13 protein-coding genes are annotated in these 16,808 nt (G+C 61.9%); all 13 read left to right on the top strand.

Annotated features, from left to right (window positions below; all coding sequences use genetic code 11):
* Positions 1 to 177: 177 nt before the first annotated feature.
* The 13 genes from dksA (at position 178) to BBG20_RS31225 (ending at position 16,776) form a co-directional block, all read left to right on the top strand.
* A complete protein-coding gene (gene dksA / locus BBG20_RS31280) occupies positions 178 to 621 on the top strand; it encodes an RNA polymerase-binding protein DksA (RefSeq protein ID WP_065910298.1) in 444 nt (147 codons plus the stop codon).
* Positions 622 to 705: 84 nt separating this feature from the next.
* Positions 706 to 1,593 carry a tRNA glutamyl-Q(34) synthetase GluQRS gene (gene gluQRS / locus BBG20_RS31275; RefSeq protein WP_065910296.1) on the top strand — a complete coding sequence of 296 codons (888 nt, stop codon included), beginning with the start codon at positions 706 to 708 and terminating at the stop codon, positions 1,591 to 1,593.
* A 62-nt stretch (positions 1,594 to 1,655) separates the two neighbouring features.
* Entirely contained in the window at positions 1,656 to 1,832 is a 177-nt protein-coding gene (locus BBG20_RS32880) for a hypothetical protein (RefSeq protein ID WP_003176118.1), read from the top strand.
* Complete coding sequence (locus BBG20_RS31270) at positions 1,816 to 4,770, top strand: sensor histidine kinase (RefSeq protein ID WP_168167075.1); 2,955 nt, start codon at positions 1,816 to 1,818, stop codon at positions 4,768 to 4,770. Before BBG20_RS32880 ends, BBG20_RS31270 begins: the two co-directional genes overlap by 17 nt.
* Positions 4,771 to 4,792: 22 nt before the next feature.
* Entirely contained in the window at positions 4,793 to 6,232 is a 1,440-nt protein-coding gene (locus BBG20_RS31265) for a sigma-54-dependent transcriptional regulator (protein ID WP_065910292.1), read from the top strand.
* 710 nt (positions 6,233 to 6,942) lie between these two features.
* On the top strand, positions 6,943 to 8,346 hold the full coding sequence (locus tag BBG20_RS31260) for a polynucleotide adenylyltransferase PcnB (protein ID WP_065910290.1): 1,404 nt from the start codon (positions 6,943 to 6,945) through the stop codon (positions 8,344 to 8,346).
* A gap of 2 nt (positions 8,347 to 8,348) precedes the next feature.
* Positions 8,349 to 8,834 carry a 2-amino-4-hydroxy-6-hydroxymethyldihydropteridine diphosphokinase gene (folK, locus tag BBG20_RS31255; RefSeq protein ID WP_065910288.1) on the top strand — a complete coding sequence of 162 codons (486 nt, stop codon included), beginning with the start codon at positions 8,349 to 8,351 and terminating at the stop codon, positions 8,832 to 8,834.
* A gap of 366 nt (positions 8,835 to 9,200) precedes the next feature.
* Positions 9,201 to 10,001, top strand: a complete 801-nt coding sequence (panB, locus tag BBG20_RS31250) for a 3-methyl-2-oxobutanoate hydroxymethyltransferase (RefSeq protein ID WP_065910286.1) — start codon at positions 9,201 to 9,203, stop codon at positions 9,999 to 10,001.
* Complete coding sequence (gene panC, locus BBG20_RS31245) at positions 9,998 to 10,846, top strand: pantoate--beta-alanine ligase (protein ID WP_065910284.1); 849 nt, start codon at positions 9,998 to 10,000, stop codon at positions 10,844 to 10,846. Before panB ends, panC begins: the two co-directional genes overlap by 4 nt.
* Before the next feature lie 213 nt (positions 10,847 to 11,059).
* Positions 11,060 to 12,724 carry a glucose-6-phosphate isomerase gene (gene pgi / locus BBG20_RS31240; RefSeq protein ID WP_065910282.1) on the top strand — a complete coding sequence of 555 codons (1,665 nt, stop codon included), beginning with the start codon at positions 11,060 to 11,062 and terminating at the stop codon, positions 12,722 to 12,724.
* Positions 12,725 to 12,888: 164 nt separating this feature from the next.
* Entirely contained in the window at positions 12,889 to 14,826 is a 1,938-nt protein-coding gene (gene acs, locus BBG20_RS31235; protein ID WP_065910280.1) for an acetate--CoA ligase, read from the top strand.
* Positions 14,827 to 14,832: 6 nt separating this feature from the next.
* Positions 14,833 to 15,702, top strand: a complete 870-nt coding sequence (locus BBG20_RS31230; RefSeq protein WP_065910278.1) for an oxygenase MpaB family protein — start codon at positions 14,833 to 14,835, stop codon at positions 15,700 to 15,702.
* Positions 15,703 to 15,759: 57 nt separating this feature from the next.
* Positions 15,760 to 16,776: a class I SAM-dependent rRNA methyltransferase gene (locus tag BBG20_RS31225; protein ID WP_065910276.1), complete on the top strand. Its 1,017-nt coding sequence runs from the start codon at positions 15,760 to 15,762 to the stop codon at positions 16,774 to 16,776.
* Positions 16,777 to 16,808: the final 32 nt, after the last annotated feature.

Here is a 16,808-nt window from a genome sequence, read left to right as displayed (position 1 = left end):
CCCAGCCATAGCGGGCTGCTGCTGTCAGCAACCCTGGCGTGATGGCCCTCGACAACCGGGAGTGGCGCACCCTGAATCTATCTGGTAAGTTCGCCCGCTTGCAGCCGCAGGGCCGGCAGGTGTCGGTGACGTTGCAATCCTGCGCAATGGATTAGAAGAGTGAGAGGCGGTCTATTCATGTCCACCCAAGCAAAGCAACAACAATCCTCAGGCCTCAGCGGCTTCACACCCTATGTTGAGGCGAAGGGTGAGGAGTACATGAGCGAGCCCATGCGCAAGCACTTCTCCAATATCCTGAAGAAGTGGAAGCAGGACTTGATGCAGGAAGTCGACCGCACGGTTGACCATATGAAGGACGAAGCCGCCAACTTCCCGGACCCGGCCGACCGTGCCAGCCAGGAAGAGGAGTTCGCCCTCGAACTGCGCGCCCGTGATCGCGAGCGCAAGCTGATCAAGAAAATCGACAAGACGTTGCAACTGATCGAAGACGAAGAATACGGCTGGTGCGAATCCTGCGGCGTCGAGATCGGTATTCGTCGCCTGGAAGCCCGCCCTACCGCGGACCTCTGCGTAGACTGCAAGACCTTGGCTGAAATCAAGGAAAAACAGGTCGGCAAGTAATCCCGCCGAGCTGAAAGAAATGGGGCGTGCGAACGCCCCATTTTTGTTTCTGGAATTTACTGCTTTTCCAGTAGTATCCGGCCCATGACAGCCTCTACTTATATCGGGCGTTTCGCCCCCACGCCCAGCGGCCATTTGCACTTCGGCTCGCTGGTCGCCGCCCTCGCCTCCTACCTCGACGCCCGCGCCAACCAAGGCCGCTGGCTGATGCGCATGGAAGACCTCGACCCTCCACGTGAAGAGCCCGGCGCCCAAACGGCGATCCTGCACGCCCTGGAAAGCTACGGCTTTGAGTGGGACGGTGAATTGGTCCGACAAAGCGAGCGGCATGATGCCTACGCCAAAGTGCTGAACGATATGTTCAACCACGGCCTGGCCTATGCGTGCACCTGCTCGCGCAAACAGCTGGAGGGCTACAACGGGATTTATCCGGGACTGTGCCGCAATGCCGGGCATGACCAGCAAGATGCCGCCATTCGCCTGCGCGTTCCTGAGCTGGAATACCACTTTACTGACCGCGTTCAGGGTGAATTCAGACAGCACTTGGGCCGCGATGTAGGCGATTTCATCATCCGCCGCCGTGACGGCCTGTACGCCTATCAATTGGCCGTGGTCCTCGACGATGCCTGGCAAGGGGTGACCGATATCGTGCGCGGCGCCGACCTGCTCGACTCCACGCCGCGCCAGTTGTATCTGCAGGAGCTGCTGGGCCTGCGCCAACCGCGCTATCTTCACGTACCGTTGATTGTCCAGCCGGACGGTAACAAATTGGGCAAATCCTATCGCTCCCCGCCGTTGACACCTGACCAGGCCACGCCTTTGCTATTGAGAGCCCTGCGCGCGCTCGGCCAGCAACCCGGCAGCGAGTTGCTCCACGCCAGCCCACGGGAGCTGCTGGATTGGGGCATTGCGCAGTGGGATGCCAGCCGCATCCCGCGCACACTCACGTTGGCCGAAGCGCAATTGAGCTGAAGGCGCTTGCAGCTTGCCCACCATCCGTTACCATCGCCGCAGTTTTTCAATCAGAGGCCAACATGTACATCTATCGATTGGTCCTGCTGCTGGTCGTCGGGATCTACCTGTTTTCCCCCGCCATCATGGATTGGTGGATCGACGCCACGGGCGCCTGGTACCGCCCATATCTGCTGTGGCTGATCCTGATCGTCGTGACCTTTATCCTGCAGAGCCAAAAAGATGCCGATGAGCTTTAGCCTCACCCAGATGCTGCTGATCAGCGCCGCCTACCTGGCGGCGCTGTTCGGGGTCGCCTGGATCAGTGAGCGCGGAATGATTCCGCGGGCGATCATTCGCCATCCGCTGACCTACACCTTGTCCCTGGGCGTCTACGCCAGCGCCTGGGCGTTCTATGGCACGGTGGGCCTGGCCTATCAGTATGGCTACGGCTTCCTGTCCAGTTACCTGGGCGTGTCCGGCGCATTTTTGCTCGCGCCGGTGCTGCTCTACCCGATCCTGAAGATCACCCGCACCTATCAACTGTCGTCATTGGCCGACCTGTTCGCCTTCCGTTTTCGCAGCACCTGGGCCGGCGCGCTGACCACCGTTTTCATGCTGATCGGCGTACTGCCCTTGCTGGCCCTGCAGATTCAAGCAGTGGCCGACTCCATCAGCATCCTCACCCGTGAGCCCGTGCAGCACCGCGTCGCCCTGGCCTTCTGCGCGCTGATCACGCTGTTCACGATTTTCTTCGGCTCACGCCATATCGCCACCCGCGAGAAGCATGAAGGCCTGGTGTTCGCGATTGCGTTCGAGTCGGTGATCAAGCTGATCGCCATCGGCGGTGTCGGCCTTTATGCGCTCTACGGCGTGTTCGATGGCCCGCAACAGCTGGAACTGTGGCTGCTGCAAAACCAGACGGCCCTCGCCGCCCTGCACACGCCGCTGCAGGAAGGTCCATGGCGCACGCTGCTGCTGGTGTTCTTCGCCTCGGCCATCGTGATGCCGCACATGTATCACATGACTTTCACCGAGAACCTCAACCCGCGCTCGCTGGTCAGCGCCAGTTGGGGCTTGCCGCTGTTCCTGCTGCTGATGAGCCTGGCGGTGCCGCTGATCCTGTGGGCCGGCCTCAAACTCGGGGCAACGACCAATCCGGAATACTTCACCCTCGGCATCGGCATCGCCGCCAACAGCCCGGCCCTGGCGCTGCTGGCGTATGTCGGCGGCTTGTCGGCAGCCAGCGGGCTGATTATTGTCACCACGCTGGCGCTGTCGGGCATGGCGCTCAATCACCTGGTGCTGCCGCTGTACCAGCCACCGGCCGAAGGCAATATCTACCGCTGGCTGAAGTGGACGCGCCGCGCGCTGATTGTCGCGATCATCATGGCCGGCTACGGGTTCTACCTGTTGCTCGGCGCCGGACAAGACCTCGCCAACCTGGGCATCGTCGCGTTTGTCGCGACCTTGCAGTTCCTGCCGGGAGTGCTGTCGGTGCTGTACTGGCCGACGGCCAATCGACGTGGCTTCATCGCCGGGCTGCTGGCCGGGATCCTGGTGTGGCTCGTGACCATGCTGCTGCCGCTGGTCGGCAATCTGCAGGGCTTCTACATCCCGCTGCTGAACATGATCTACGTGCTGGACGACACCAGCTGGCACATGGCGGCGATTGCCTCGCTGGCGGCCAACGTGCTGATGTTCACCCTGATTTCGTTGTTCACCAACGCCAGCCCCGAAGAAACCAGCGCCGCCGAAGCCTGCGCAGTAGACAACGTGCGCCGCCCGCAGCGCCGCGAACTGCATGCCGCCTCGCCCCAGGAGTTCGCCACGCAACTGGCCAAGCCGCTGGGCGCCAAGGCCGCGCAAAAGGAGGTCGAGCAGGCGCTGCGCGACCTCTACCTGCCGTTTGACGAGCGGCGCCCGTATGCCCTGCGCCGCCTGCGTGACCGTATTGAAGCCAACCTGTCCGGCCTGATGGGCCCCAGCGTGTCCCAGGACATCGTCGAAACCTTTTTGCCCTACAAGGCCGGCGGCGAAAACTACGTCACCGAAGACATCCATTTCATCGAGAGCCGGCTGGAGGATTACCACTCACGCCTCACCGGGCTGGCCGCCGAACTCGATGCCCTGCGTCGCTACCACCGCCAGACCCTGCAGGAACTGCCGATGGGCGTGTGCTCGCTGGCCAAGGATCAAGAGATCCTGATGTGGAACAAGGCCATGGAAGAACTCACCGGCATCGCCGCACAACGGGTGGTCGGCTCGCGCCTCAACACCTTGGGCGATCCGTGGAAAGAACTGCTGCAAGGCTTTATCAACCTGCCCGACGAGCATTTGCACAAGCAGCACCTGGCCCTTGACGGCCAGACCCGCTGGCTCAACCTGCACAAAGCCGCCATCGACGAGCCGCTGGCCCCCGGCAACAGCGGCCTGGTGCTGCTGGTCGAAGACCTGACCGACACGCAGATGCTCGAAGACAAGCTGGTGCACTCCGAGCGCCTGGCCAGCATCGGTCGCCTGGCCGCAGGCGTGGCCCATGAAATCGGCAATCCGATTACCGGTATCGCTTGCCTGGCGCAGAACCTGCGCGAAGAACGCGAGGAAGACGGCGAAATCACCGAGATCAGCGGGCAAATCCTCGAACAGACCAAGCGGGTCTCGCGCATCGTGCAGTCGCTGATGAGCTTTGCCCATGCCGGCGCCCATCAGAATCAGGACGAGGCCGTGTGCCTGGCCGAGGTGGCGCAGGATGCCATTGGGCTGCTGGCCTTGAACCGGCGTAATTTCGAAGTACAGTTCTTCAACTTGTGCGACCCCGACCACTGGGTCGACGGCGACTCACAACGCCTGGCCCAAGTGCTGATCAACCTGCTGTCCAACGCCCGTGACGCGTCGCCGCCGCACAGCGCGGTACGCGTCAAGAGCGAGGCTTTCGAGCACACGGTCGACCTGATCGTGGAGGATGAAGGCAGCGGCATTCCACAGAACATCATGGACCGATTGTTCGAACCCTTCTTCACCACCAAGGATCCGGGTGAAGGTACCGGTCTGGGCCTTGCACTGGTCTATTCCATCGTTGAAGAGCATTATGGACAAATCACCATCGACAGCCCGGCTGACACCGAAAGCCAACGCGGCACCCGTATTCGGGTGACCTTGCCGCGTCATGTCGAAGCGACGTCCGCTGTGAACTGAGACCGTCGAGAGAATTGAATCAATGCCGCACATTTTGATCGTCGAAGACGAAACCATTATCCGCTCTGCCTTGCGTCGCCTGCTTGAACGTAATCAGTACCAGGTCAGCGAAGCCGGCTCGGTGCAGGAAGCCCAGGAGCGGTTCAGCATTCCCACGTTCGACCTGATTGTCAGTGACCTGCGCCTGCCGGGCGCGCCTGGCACCGAGTTGATCAAGCTTGGCCAGGGCACCCCGGTGCTGATCATGACCAGCTACGCCAGCCTGCGCTCGGCGGTGGACTCCATGAAGATGGGCGCGGTGGACTACATCGCCAAGCCTTTCGACCACGATGAAATGCTCCAGGCCGTGGCCCGCATCCTGCGTGACCGCCAGTCGGCCAGCAGCGCTCCTGCCGAACAGCGCCCCGCCGGTAAAGCGGCCAACGGCGCCGACAAGCCGGGCGTCGACAACAGTAACGGCGAGATCGGCATCATCGGCTCCTGCCCACCGATGCAGGACCTGTACAGCAAGATCCGCAAGGTCGCGCCGACTGATTCCAATGTACTGATCCAGGGCGAGTCGGGTACCGGTAAAGAACTGGTAGCCCGCGCCCTGCACAACCTCTCCAAGCGCGCCAAGGCACCGATGATCTCGGTGAACTGCGCGGCGATCCCCGAATCGCTGATCGAGTCCGAGCTGTTCGGCCACGAGAAAGGCGCGTTTACCGGCGCCAGCGCCGGCCGTGCAGGTTTGGTCGAAGCCGCGGACGGCGGCACATTGTTCCTCGATGAAATCGGTGAGCTGCCCCTGGAAGCCCAGGCGCGTCTGCTGCGCGTGCTGCAGGAAGGCGAGATTCGCCGCGTCGGTTCGGTGCAATCGCAGAAGGTGGATGTGCGCCTGATCGCAGCCACGCACCGTGACCTAAAGAGCCTGGCCAAGATCGGCCAGTTCCGTGAAGACTTGTATTACCGCTTGCACGTGATCGCCCTCAAGCTGCCGGCCCTGCGCGAGCGTGGCGCCGACGTCAACGAGATCGCCAACGCGTTCCTGCTGCGCCAGAGCGCCCGCATCAACCGTACCGACCTCAAGTTCGCCCCGGATGCCGAACAGGCCATTCGGCATTACTCGTGGCCGGGTAACGTGCGTGAACTGGAGAATGCGGTCGAACGTGCGGTGATCCTGTCGGAGAGCCCGGAGATTTCCGCCGAGCTGCTGGGCATCGATATCGAGCTCAGTGACCTTGAGGATGACGACTTCATCGGCCTGGCCCCACAACAGGGCGGCGGTAGCAATACCAGCCACGAGCCGACGGAGGATTTGTCACTGGAAGACTACTTCCAGCATTTCGTCCTTGAGCACCAGGACCACATGACCGAAACCGAACTGGCACGCAAGCTGGGCGTGAGCCGCAAGTGCCTGTGGGAACGGCGCCAGCGCCTGGGCATCCCACGGCGCAAGACCGGGGTGGCCAGCGAGAGTTGAGGGTGCGCCCCCACAGGTAACACCCTCAGATGTGAAAAAACTGTTACCGCTGATTTTTCACGTAACAAAAGCCGGGGCTTACGGTAACGAAGCCCCGGCTTTTTTTCGCCCGTCGAAAACCCAAAACCGCCTCAACCCCCCGCTTTTGCTGGGCGGCACAAAAGTTGGCACGCACCCTGCTATATGCTTAGTACAAAAACAATAACAAGCTTTGTACAAGACAATAAAAATAAGACGAATCGACTCACGCACAATAAAAACAACACGGCGGAGGCGCAGCTAACTGATTCTTTTGGAGAGGCGTTGCATTTGGGGCTTGCCCCGCAACCAGGCCGAGAACAACAAAAACTGCCCTAAGGCAGAGCCTGAACTGGTTGGATCGTAGATCAGCAACACAGCGACCAAAGCAATCCGTTTGCTCTTGACTCCCGATTGGGAGTGTCATGAAGGTGAAGCTTCATGGCGAGGGCGATCAACAAAAACAAGAAGCCCGAAATCAATAATAAAAATAGAGCACGCAACTACTTCTGGGGGAGCTTCGGCTCCCCTTGTAGTTTCCGCATGAAAACTCGAGCATTTGACGATTTAAGGCTTATGGCGCAAGGCCTGCAGCTTGTTCCTACACCATCCCCTGACTAAATGCTAGAATCCCCGCCCATCATGCGGTCATTCTTCGTTATGGCCGAACATTCCTTCAAACAGTGCATCCCATGCTGAAGAAGTTGTTCCAGTCATTCCGTTCTCCCTTGCGTCGTACGCAACACAAACGCAGCACGCCTGAAGTGCTCAATAGCAGCCAGCATTCGCTGCAGCGCGCTCAGTTCAGCCGTTATGCAGTGAACATCGTCGAACGTTTGCAGAACGCCGGCTACCAGGCTTATCTGGTCGGCGGTTGCGTACGCGACATGTTGCTCAATATCACACCCAAGGATTTCGACGTCGCCACCAGCGCTACGCCTGAACAGGTCCGTGCCGAGTTTCGCAATGCGCGCATCATCGGCCGCCGCTTCAAGCTGGTGCATATCCACTTCGGCCGCGAAATCATCGAAGTGGCGACCTTCCGCGCCGGCCACCCGCAAAACGATGAAGAGGAAGACACCAACCAGTCTTCCCGCAACGAAAGCGGGCGCATCCTGCGCGACAATGTCTATGGCACCCTGGAAGAAGATGCGCAGCGCCGCGACTTCACCATCAACGCCCTGTATTACGACCCGGTCAGCGAGCGCATTCTCGATTACGCCAATGGCGTGCACGACATCCGCAACAACCTGATCCGCCTGATCGGCGACCCGGTGCAGCGCTATCAGGAAGACCCGGTGCGCATGCTGCGGGCCGTGCGTTTCGCCGCCAAGCTCAACTTCGGCATCGAAAAGCACACGGCCGCGCCGATCCGCGACCTGGCACCGATGCTGCGCGAGATTCCTTCGGCGCGCCTGTTCGAGGAAGTACTCAAGCTGTTCCTCTCGGGCTACGCTGCCGACACCTTCGAAATGCTCGTCGACCTGCAGCTGTTCGATCCGCTGTTCCCGGCCAGTGCCGAGGCGTTGGAATACAACCCGACGTACACCCACACGCTGATCAGCGAAGCGCTGATCAATACCGACTTGCGCATCAAGCAGAACAAACCGGTGACCCCGGCGTTCCTGTTTGCCGCGCTGTTGTGGCCGGCCCTGCCCAAACGCGTACTGCGCCTGCAAGAGCGTGGCATGCCGCCGATTCCGGCCATGCAGGAAGCGGCTCATGAGCTGATCGCCGAGCAGTGCCAGCGCATCGCCATTCCGAAACGCTTCACCCTGCCGATCCGCGAGATCTGGGACATGCAGGAGCGCCTGCCACGCCGCAGCGGCAAGCGCGCCGACCTGCTGTTGGACAACCCGCGCTTCCGTGCCGGCTACGATTTCCTGCTGTTGCGCGAAAGCGCCGGCGAGCAGACCGATGGCCTGGGTGAATGGTGGACCGACTACCAGGACGCCAATGAAAGCCAGCGCCGCGACATGATTCGCGACCTTGGCAGCAAGGGCGAGAGCGCCGGCGAAGGGCCGAAGAAACGTCGTCGCAGCGGTACCAAGCGCAAGCGCAGCGCCGCCGATGCCTCGGGCGCCGCAGGCGAATAAACGTGGAACGTATCTACATCGGCATGGGCAGCAATCTGGCCGCCCCGGATCAGCAACTGCGCAGCGCCATCGAAGCGCTCGCACAACTACCGGGGACCACCGTCGCCGGTGTGTCGGCGTTTTACCAAAGCGATTCCCTGCTCCCGGGCCAACCGCGCTACACCAACGCGGTGGCGGCCCTCGACAGCAGCCTGGCGCCCCTTGAGCTGCTGGATGCGCTGCAAGCCATCGAAAACGATCAGGGCCGCGAGCGCCTCGAGCGCTGGGGACCGCGCACACTGGACCTGGACATCCTGCTGTTTGGCGATCGCCTGATCGACGAGCCGCGCCTCAAGGTGCCCCATTACCAGATGCACCTGCGCGCGTTTGTGCTGTACCCGCTGGCTGAGTTGGCGCCCGCATCGCTGCAAATGCCCAACGGTCAAACGCTCAACGACTTGCTGACCGCCTGCCCGTTTGTCGGCCTGGAACGCTTGCCCCAAAACTGACTCAATCAATGTGGGAGCTGGCTTGCCTGCGATAGCATCACCTCGGTTTCACTGAAAGACCGAGGCGCCTGCATCGCAGGCAAGCCAGCTCCCACATTTTGTTCACCTACGCCCTCAAAATCCCTTTCCCACTTGCTGAATCGCGTCAGTAACAGCGGTAACACCGCCATCGTAACAATGCGGTAACACATCCAATTGACTTCCCGTGTCCTCCTCACGACTATAGGCGTCCCGCTGCCGCCAACCCGGCGCTGAAGGGCGCAATCCAGGCCTTATAAGCACTGCTCTCAAGACAGTGCGCCTGTATAAACGAAGACTCACGCGCGTTACTCGCTGTTTCCAAGCGCCTGAACGAGGACCCTTTTCATGCCAGACATTACCCTGACCACCTTGCAGAGCCTCAAGCTCAAAGGTGAAAAAATCACCATGCTCACCTGCTATGACGCCACCTTCGCCCAAGCCAGTTGCCAGGCCGGAGTTGAAGTGTTGCTGGTAGGTGACTCCCTGGGCATGGTTCTTCAAGGGAATGACAGCACGCTGCCCGTCACCACCGATGAACTCGCCTATCACACCGCCAGCGTCAAGCGCGGCAACGACGGCGCATTTATCATCGCCGACCTGCCGTTCATGGATTACGCCACTGTCGAGCAGACGTTCCACAACGCAGGCAAACTGATGCGCGCCGGTGCGCACATGGTCAAAGTGGAAGGTGCCGTGTGGCTCGCCGAGTCGATTCGTCTGCTGGCTGAACGCGGCGTGCCGGTCTGTGCACATATGGGCCTTACGCCACAGTCGGTGAACATCCTCGGCGGCTACAAGGTACAAGGCCGCAACGAAGCCCAGGCGCGCCAGATGCGTGCCGATGCCATCGCCCTGGAACAAGCGGGCGTTGCGATGATCCTGCTCGAATGCGTGCCCAGCGAACTGGCAGCAGAAATCACCCAGGCCGTTAAAGTGCCGGTGATCGGTATTGGCGCAGGCTCGGCCACCGATGGCCAGGTCTTGGTGCTGCATGACATGCTCGGCCTGTCGCTTACCGGCCGCGTGCCAAAGTTCGTGAAAAACTTCATGACCGGCCAGGACAGCATCCACGCCGCGCTGAGCGCCTATGTCGCCGAAGTCAAAGGCGTGACCTTCCCCGGCGCCGAACACGGATTCTCTGCATGAACACCGTAAAAACCGTCCGCGAACTGCGGGCTGCCGTCGCCCATGCCCGTAAAGCCGGCAAACGCATCGGCTTCGTGCCCACCATGGGCAACCTGCACAGCGGCCACGCCACCCTGGTGACCAAAGCCGCGCAACAGGCTGACTTCGTCGTCGCGAGCATCTTCGTCAACCCACTGCAGTTCGGCGCTGGCGAAGACTTGGACAAATACCCGCGGACCTTGGCCGCGGACCAGGAAAAGCTCCTGCAAGCCGGCTGCAACCTGCTGTTCGCGCCGACCGTCGAGGAAATGTACCCCGGCGGCATGAGCGGCCAGACCCGCGTCAGCGTCCCGCAGTTGTCCGAAGGCCTGTGCGGCGCCAGTCGTCCCGGGCACTTCGAGGGCGTGGCGACGGTGGTCAGCAAGCTGTTCAACATGGTCCAGCCGGACATGGCCGTGTTCGGCCAGAAGGATTACCAGCAACTGGCAGTGATTCGCGCCATGGTCCATGACCTGAACATGCCGATCCAGATCATCGGCGAACCGACCGTGCGTGCCGACGATGGCCTGGCGCTCTCATCGCGCAACGGTTACCTCAGCGATGAGCAACGCGCCATCGCCCCGGTGCTGTACCGCAGCCTCGGCCAGATCGCCGCCGCCATCAAAGGCGGTGACCACGATTTCGCCACGCTGCGCGCCGAACAGGTTCGGCAGATCGAAGCCGCCGGGCTGCGCCTGGATTACCTTGAAGTGCGCCAGGGCGTGAACCTTCGCCCGGCCACGCCCGAGGACCGCGATGTGGTGATCCTGGTCGCCGCCTATCTGGGCGCTACCCGCCTCATCGACAACCTGCACCTGAACCTCTGATCCCCCCGCCAGTTGCCCTCCTCGCTGTGCCGGTATAAAAAAGTACCGGCCACAGCGCAGACAAAGCCAAGACATATCGACACGCTAGGTTTAATGTAATCGCCCTGCGCTATGGTTAGCGCTGTCCGGAACCCGCCCTTGATGAAAGACTGGACGTTCCGGGCTTTGAAGTGTCCTAAAGGCAGTCCCCGTAATAAAAGGAAACCCGCAGCGATGGCGTACTACCGCACTCCTCATGACGTTACCGCTCTGCCCGCCTGGCAAGCGCTCAATCAACATCGCCAAGCCATGCAGGATTTCAGCATGCGCGAAGCGTTCACTGCCGATCCCCAGCGTTTTTCCCAGTTCACCTTGAGCAGCTGCGGACTTTTCCTCGATTACTCGAAAAACCTGATCACCAGCGAAACCCGCGACCTGCTGGTGGGCCTGGCCAAGGAAGTGAATCTCAAAGGCGCGATCGACGCCCTGTACGCCGGCGAGCCAGTCAACTCCTCCGAAGGCCGCCCGGCCCTGCACACCGCACTGCGCCGCCCGGTGGGCGACAAGCTGTCGGTCAACGGCGTGAACATCATGCCGGACGTGCACAAGGTGCTGAACCAGATCACTGACCTGGTCGGCCGCATCCACGACGGCCTGTGGCGTGGCTACACCGAGAAGCCGATCACCGACGTGGTGAACATCGGTATCGGTGGCTCGTTCCTCGGCCCGGAGCTGGTCTCCGAAGCGCTGTTGTCCTACGCCCATAAAGGCGTGCGTTGCCACTACCTGGCGAATATCGACGGCAGTGAGTTCCACGAACTGACCATGAAGCTGCGCGCCGAGACCACGCTGTTTATCGTCTCGTCGAAGTCCTTCAACACCCTCGAAACCCTGAAGAATGCCCAGGCCGCCCGCGCCTGGTACCTGGCCCAGGGTGGCTCGGAAGCCGAGCTGTATCGCCATTTCATCGCCGTATCGAGCAACAACGCGGCAGCGGTGGCCTTCGGTATTCGCGAAGAGAACATCTTCCCGATGTGGGACTGGGTCGGCGGCCGTTACTCGCTGTGGTCGGCCATCGGCCTGCCCATCGCCCTGGCCATCGGCATGTCCAACTTCAAGGAGCTGCTGTCCGGTGCCTACACCATGGACCAGCACTTCCAGAACGCCCCGTTCGAGTCGAACATGCCGGTGCTGCTGGGCCTGCTGGGCGTGTGGTACGGCAACTTCTGGGGCGCGCAGAGCCATGCGATCCTGCCGTACGACCACTACCTGCGTAACATCACCAAGCATTTGCAACAGCTGGACATGGAATCCAACGGCAAGAGCGTGCGCCAGGATGGCACACCGGTGTCCACCGATACCGGCCCGGTGATCTGGGGCGGCGTCGGCTGCAACGGTCAGCACGCGTACCACCAGTTGCTGCACCAGGGGACCCAACTGATTCCGGCTGACTTCATCGTGCCGATTGTCAGCTTCAACCCGGTGTCCGATCACCATCAGTGGCTGTACGCCAACTGCCTGTCCCAAAGCCAGGCGCTGATGCTTGGCAAGACCCGCAGCGAAGCCGAAGCCGAACTGCGCGACAAAGGCCTGCCGGAAGCCGAAGTGCAGAAGCTGGCGCCACACAAGGTGATCCCGGGCAACCGCCCGAGCAACACCCTTGTGGTCGAACGGATCAGCCCGCGCCGCCTGGGCGCGCTGGTGGCGATGTATGAGCACAAGGTGTTCGTGCAGAGCGTGATCTGGGGCATCAACGCCTTCGACCAATGGGGCGTGGAGCTGGGCAAGGAACTGGGCAAGGGCGTCTACAACCGTCTGACCGGCGCCGAAGAAACCTCCGCCGAGGATGCTTCGACCCAGGGCCTGATCAACTACTTCCGCGGTCGTCACCGCGGTTAAAGGGATCGGCACTACACTTACGGTCTGAACCTGCGGGAGCACACCCTGTGTAGGAGCGGGCTTGCCAGCGATAGCGATCTTCAGGACGCCATCGCCGGCAAGCCAGCGCCTACGAGGGTCGCACGGCTCCCCTCTTGTCGCTAAAACAAGAATAAGGACCGCTCATGTTCGACCTCAGCCAATTCCCCACCGCCGATGCCGTCCGCCGGGCTGCGCAACTCAGCCAAGAGGACTATCAGCGCCTCTATCGCCAATCCATCGACCAGCCGGATACTTTCTGGGCTGAACAGGCCATGGCCTTTCTCGACTGGATAACCCCGTGGCACACCGTCCAGCAGTCGGACATCCACACCGGCGCCGCCCAGTGGTTCGCGGGCGGCACACTGAACGTCAGCTACAACTGCATTGACCGTCACCTGGCGCAACGCGCCGATCAGCCGGCCTTCATCTGGGAAGGCGATGATCCGACAAACGCGTCCAAAATCACCTACCGCCAACTGCACCAAAACGTCTGCCGGCTCGCCAACGTGCTGAAAAGCCGCGGCGTGAAGAAAGGTGACCGGGTGTGCATCTACATGCCGATGATCCCGGAGGCGGCCTACGCCATGCTCGCCTGCACGCGCATTGGCGCAGTGCACTCGGTGGTGTTTGGGGGGTTCTCGCCGGATGCCTTGCGCGACCGCATCCTCGATGCCGACTGCCGCACCGTGATCACCGCCGATGAGGGCGTGCGCGGCGGCAAGCCGGTGGCACTGAAACAAAATGTCGACAAGGCCCTGGCCAATTGCCCGGACGTCAGTACGGTACTGGTGGTCGAGCGCACCGGCGCCGCTGTGAACTGGAGCGAAGGCCGCGACCTGAAGTATCGGCAATCCCTGGAAGCCGCGAGCGACGATTGCCCACCCGAGCCCATGGACGCCGAAGACCCGCTGTTCATCCTCTACACCTCCGGCAGCACCGGCAAGCCCAAGGGCGTGCTGCACACCACCGGCGGCTACCTGCTGCAGGCGGCGATGACCTTCAAGTACGTGCTCGATTACCGCGATGGCGAGGTGTTCTGGTGCACCGCCGATGTCGGCTGGGTCACCGGCCACAGCTATATCGTGTATGGCCCGCTGACCAATGGCGCCACCTCGCTGATGTTCGAGGGCGTACCGAGCTACCCGGACAGCTCGCGCTTCTGGCAGGTGATCGACAAACACCAAGTCAACATCTTCTACACGGCGCCCACCGCCCTGCGCGCCTTGATGCGTGAAGGCCATGGCCCTTTGCAGAGCACCTCCCGCGCCAGCCTGCGCCTGCTGGGCAGTGTCGGTGAGCCGATCAACCCGGAGGCGTGGGACTGGTATTTCAACGCGGTCGGCGAACAGCGCTGCCCGATTGTCGATACCTGGTGGCAGACCGAAACCGGCGGCATCATGCTCAGCCCGCTGGTCAGCGCCCGGCGGATCAAGCCGGGTTGTGCGACTCAGCCGATGTTTGGCGTACAGCCCGTGCTGCTGGATGAGCACGGCAAGGTGATCAGCGGCGCCGGCAGCGGCGTGCTGGCGATCAAGGCCAGTTGGCCGGGGCAGATCCGCAGTGTGTATGGCGATCCGCAGCGCATGATCGACACCTACTTCAAACCCTACCCCGGCTACTACTTCACCGGTGACGGCGCCCGGCGCGACGAAGACGGCGACTACTGGATCACCGGGCGCATCGACGATGTGATCAACGTGTCCGGCCACCGTATCGGCACCGCCGAAGTGGAGAGCGCCCTGGTGCTGCATGACCAGGTGGCCGAAGCGGCCGTGGTCGGCTACCCCCATGACGTCAAGGGCCAGGGCATTTATGCGTTCGTCACCCCGATGAATGGCGTCGAGCCCGATGACACATTGAAAAAGCACCTGCTGGAGCTGGTCAGCAAGGAAATTGGCAGCTTTGCCAAGCCGGAACTGATCCAATGGGCGCCCGCTTTGCCGAAGACTCGCTCGGGCAAGATCATGCGCAGGATCCTGCGCAAGATCGCCTGTAACGAACTCGACAGCCTCGGTGATACTTCCACCCTGGCCGATCCGAGTGTGGTCGACGGCCTGATCGACAAACGCCTGAACCGATAGGACACCATGGAATTTCTGCGCAGCCGTATCGAAACCCAGTTGATGAGCCTGACGGGCTTGTCACTGGGCCAGTTGGACCTGGAAAACCCCAAGGGCGATCCAGGCCTGTTCGGGCCGGACTCGGTCAGTTGGCAGGTGCATGGCGACTTCAGCAGCATGCTGATCGGCGGTATCAGCGCCTTGATGCTGCAAGCCTTGCACCCGCTGGCCCTGGCGGGCGTGTGGGATCACTCGAACTTCCGCCAGGACATGCTCGGGCGGCTGCGGCGGACTTCGCAGTTCATCTCCGGGACCACCTTCGGCTCGCGCAAGGATGCCGAATGGCTGATCGAAAAAGTCCGCACCATTCACCTGCAGGTGGTCGGCCATGCGCCGGACGGGCGACCTTATGCCGCCAGCGATCCGGAGCTGCTGAACTGGGTGCACGTGGCCGAGGTGAGCAATTTCCTCGCGGCCCACCTGCGCTATCGCAACCCGCGCCTGTCAGGCCGGGATCAGGACCGTTACTACAGCGAGATTGCCTTGGTCGCCGAGCGACTGGGCGCGCGGCATGTGCCTCGCTCGCGGCAGGAAGTGGCAGATTACATGGCGCGTATTCGTCCTCAACTGCTGTGCGACGAGCGCAGCCATGAAGTGCTGCGCCTGCTGCTCAATGCGCCTGCGCCCAGTCACCTGGCCAAGCCTTTCGGTGCCTTGATGATGCAGGCCGGCATTGATCTGCTGCCGGACTGGGCAAGCGCCATGCTCGACCAACAGCAGAGCCCGCTGCAGCGCCAGATGATCCGCGCCGGGGTCAAGCGCAGTGCGCCGTTGCTGCGTTGGGCGATGCGCAATGGTTCGGTGCAACGCGCCCATCGGCGGATGGGGTTGATGTAGGCCGTGGCGCATAACTGTTAAACTCCGCGCCCTCATTTCCCCAGCAAGGCGCGCTCCATGTCTTCCTTGAATCAGGCGCTGCGCGCCGCCCTCGATCAACGCCAAGACCTGATCAACGAGCTGCATGCCCAGGGCACCGATTGCTATCGGCTGTTCCATGGCAGCCAGGAAGGCGCCGGCGGCCTGACCGTCGACCGCTACGGCCCGCAACTGCTGGTGCAGAGCTTCCACCAGAGCCTGGAAACCAGCGACCTGCTGGCGCTGCATCAACAGATCAACCAGCACCTGGGCCTGGAACTGCTGCTGGTGTACAACGACCGCTCCCGGGGCAACTCGCGAATCGACCGCGAAGACACGGTGTACCGCGCCGAGCCCGCTGCGCTGGAAGACATGATCGGCCACGAGTGGGGTCTCAATTACCGCGTGCGCGGGCGGCATGCCGGGCAGGACCCGTTGCTGTTCCTCGACCTGCGCAACACGCGCGGTTGGGTCAAGGCGCACAGCGCGGGCAAAAGCGTGCTGAACCTGTTTGCCTACACCTGTGGCGTCGGCTTGAGTGCCGCAGCCGGCGGCGCCCGAGAGGTGTGCAACCTGGACTTCGCCGAAGGCAATCTGGCGGTCGGCCGTGAGAACGGCCTGCTCAACCCGCAATTGCCGACCATGGAGTTTGTGCAGTCGGATTATTTCCCGGCGATTCGCCAGTTGGCCGGCTTGCCGATTACCCAACGTCGTGGGCAGAAGCTGCCGAGTTACCCGCGCCTGGAGCCACGTCAATATGACCTGGTATTGCTCGACCCACCGGCCTGGGCCAAGAGCGCATTCGGCACTGTCGACCTGCTGCGCGACTACCAGAGCCTGCTCAAGCCGGCGCTGCTCGCCACCGCCGACAACGGCGTGCTGATCTGCTGCAACAACCTCGCAAAAGTCAGCATGGACGACTGGCGCGACCAGGTGCTGCGCTGCGCCGAGAAAGCCGGGCGGCCGGTACGCGACTGGCAGATCATGACACCTGGCGCGGACTTTCCCTCGCAAGACCAACAGCCGCCGTTGAAGACCCTGATCCTGCAGCTGTAGTACTTTTCCCAAGAAGCCGCGTACTTCGGAAC

Source organism: Pseudomonas aylmerensis, assembly GCF_001702265.1.
In the GTDB taxonomy this organism is placed as follows: domain Bacteria; phylum Pseudomonadota; class Gammaproteobacteria; order Pseudomonadales; family Pseudomonadaceae; genus Aquipseudomonas; species Aquipseudomonas aylmerensis.
This window is presented reverse-complemented; position numbering and strand designations above follow the sequence as displayed.

What these genes read in the sequence shown, in the direction of transcription:
- dksA (WP_065910298.1), top strand. Translation starts at nt 178, where the DNA reads ATGTCCACCCAAGCAAAGCAACAACAATCCTCAGGCCTCAGCGGCTTC.
- gluQRS (WP_065910296.1), top strand. Translation starts at nt 706, where the DNA reads ATGACAGCCTCTACTTATATCGGGCGTTTCGCCCCCACGCCCAGCGGC.
- BBG20_RS32880 (WP_003176118.1), top strand. Translation starts at nt 1,656, where the DNA reads ATGTACATCTATCGATTGGTCCTGCTGCTGGTCGTCGGGATCTACCTG.
- BBG20_RS31270 (WP_168167075.1), top strand. Translation starts at nt 1,816, where the DNA reads ATGCCGATGAGCTTTAGCCTCACCCAGATGCTGCTGATCAGCGCCGCC.
- BBG20_RS31265 (WP_065910292.1), top strand. Translation starts at nt 4,793, where the DNA reads ATGCCGCACATTTTGATCGTCGAAGACGAAACCATTATCCGCTCTGCC.
- BBG20_RS31260 (WP_065910290.1), top strand. Translation starts at nt 6,943, where the DNA reads ATGCTGAAGAAGTTGTTCCAGTCATTCCGTTCTCCCTTGCGTCGTACG.
- panB (WP_065910286.1), top strand. Translation starts at nt 9,201, where the DNA reads ATGCCAGACATTACCCTGACCACCTTGCAGAGCCTCAAGCTCAAAGGT.
- panC (WP_065910284.1), top strand. Translation starts at nt 9,998, where the DNA reads ATGAACACCGTAAAAACCGTCCGCGAACTGCGGGCTGCCGTCGCCCAT.
- pgi (WP_065910282.1), top strand. Translation starts at nt 11,060, where the DNA reads ATGGCGTACTACCGCACTCCTCATGACGTTACCGCTCTGCCCGCCTGG.
- acs (WP_065910280.1), top strand. Translation starts at nt 12,889, where the DNA reads ATGTTCGACCTCAGCCAATTCCCCACCGCCGATGCCGTCCGCCGGGCT.
- BBG20_RS31230 (WP_065910278.1), top strand. Translation starts at nt 14,833, where the DNA reads ATGGAATTTCTGCGCAGCCGTATCGAAACCCAGTTGATGAGCCTGACG.
- BBG20_RS31225 (WP_065910276.1), top strand. Translation starts at nt 15,760, where the DNA reads ATGTCTTCCTTGAATCAGGCGCTGCGCGCCGCCCTCGATCAACGCCAA.